This is a genomic window from Candidatus Methylomirabilota bacterium (genome assembly GCA_036005065.1).
Lineage (GTDB): Bacteria > Methylomirabilota > Methylomirabilia > Rokubacteriales > DASRDR01 > DASYQW01.
Map to the genome: position 1 here is coordinate 1 of DASYQW010000114.1, position 1,597 is coordinate 1,597.

Consider the following 1,597-nt stretch of genomic DNA (forward strand, 5'->3'; position numbering starts at 1 on the left):
CACCGCGTCTCGCACCGGGAGGAAGGCCACGCCCTCACCAGGTGCCGGACAACGTTGGGTGATGGCGTTGGCATCCGCGCCGATCGAGGACACGAACTCTCTCGCCAGACGCGACTTCCCGATTCCGGCCTCACCCAGCACTGTGAGTCGCCACACGGTACCGGAGCGGACCACGCGACGAAACGCGGAGCGCAATCGGGTCAGCTCGCCCTGACGGCCGAACATCGGTGCGTCAAGCGCGCGGGGGATGGCTGGCGCGTGGGCGACGATCTCCAGGATCTGCCAGCCCGTGGTCTTTCCCGGAGCGCCATGGAGGGGTTTCATGATCACCGCCCCCCGGAGCAGCTGCTGCGCCGCCGGCCCGACCACAATCTGGTCGTCCGGCGCTGCCTGCTGCAACCGGGTCGCCGCCCTTACCACGGGCCCCGCAACGCAATCGCGGAGCGCGGCCCCGGGCCCTGCGACCACGATGTCGCCCGCTTCGATGCCCCCCCGCGACCGGTACAGGACGCCCTGGATCCCCGACGGGCGGTTGTTCAGCGCCAGAACTGCAGCCTGTGCGTCGGCAACGGCCCGCACGGCCCTCAGCGCGTCGTCCTCCCTCGCCACCGGGAACCCGAAGAACGCGACCAGGGTGTCCCCGAGCTGGCGCTCGACGCGCCCGCCGTGCCGCTCGATCACCTCGGCCGCGACCCGCGCGCAGTCGGCGCCCAGACGCCCGACGGCCTCAGCATCCACGTTCGGGTTCGCGCTGGGGGCGACGTCGAGGGCCGCGACCGTCGCGGTGCGCCGCTCCCGGGGAAGCCAGGACCCCGGCGAGCCGAGGGGCCCTGTCCGGGCGCGGTCTGCCGACGGCAGCTCGAGTGAGGGGTCCTGCCTCAGGATCGCCGTCTCCAGCTCACGCAGGGCGGGGCCGGGTTCGAGGCCCAACTCCTCGCCCAGCAGCGAGCAGGTGTCCCGGTACGCCTGGAGGGCGGCCGCCTGACGTCCCGAGCGGTAAAGCGCAAGCATCAGCAAGCCGTGCAGCCGCTCTCGGAACCGATGGGCCCGGATGAGCTGTTCCAGTTCGGGCACGAGATCTGCGGCACGACCCGCCTCGAGGTCCGCCTCGATCCGATCCTCGATCGCCTGGGTCCCAAGCTCCTCCAGTGCGGTGATGGCTCGCTGGGCGAACGGCTCGTACGCGAAGTCGGCGAGGGCCGGCCCCCGCCAGAGGGCCAGAGCCGCCGACAGCTTCGCAGCCCGCACCTTCGCTGGGGCGTCGCGGGCCTCGTCGATCAGCCGCTTGAACCGGTGAGCGTCGACGGCGTCCGGCTCGATCGCGAGCCGGTAGCCGCTCCCGGACGTCTGGAGCAGGGCGCCGGGCCGGGCCTTGCCCCTGCCTGGCTCGAGAACAGCCCGCAACCGTGACACCAGGCCATGGACGACCGTCCGGGCCGTCGGGGGAGGACTCTCGCCCCACAGCTCGTCGATGAGCCGGTCGGCCGAGACCGGCTGGCCGGCATGAAGCACCAGCAGGGCGAGGAGGGCCCGTCCGCGCCCCCTGGGGAGCGGTACCCGCCGCCTCCCGTCCAGGACCTCCGTCGGTCCCAAGATT

1 protein-coding gene is annotated in these 1,597 nt (G+C 72.4%); it reads right to left on the reverse strand.

Going from position 1 to position 1,597, the window contains the following annotated elements; genetic code table 11:
- A partial coding sequence (locus tag VGW35_08410; protein HEV8307678.1) for a BTAD domain-containing putative transcriptional regulator occupies positions 1–1,593 on the reverse strand: 1,593 nt, incomplete at its 3' end.
- Positions 1,594–1,597 lie beyond the last annotated feature (4 nt).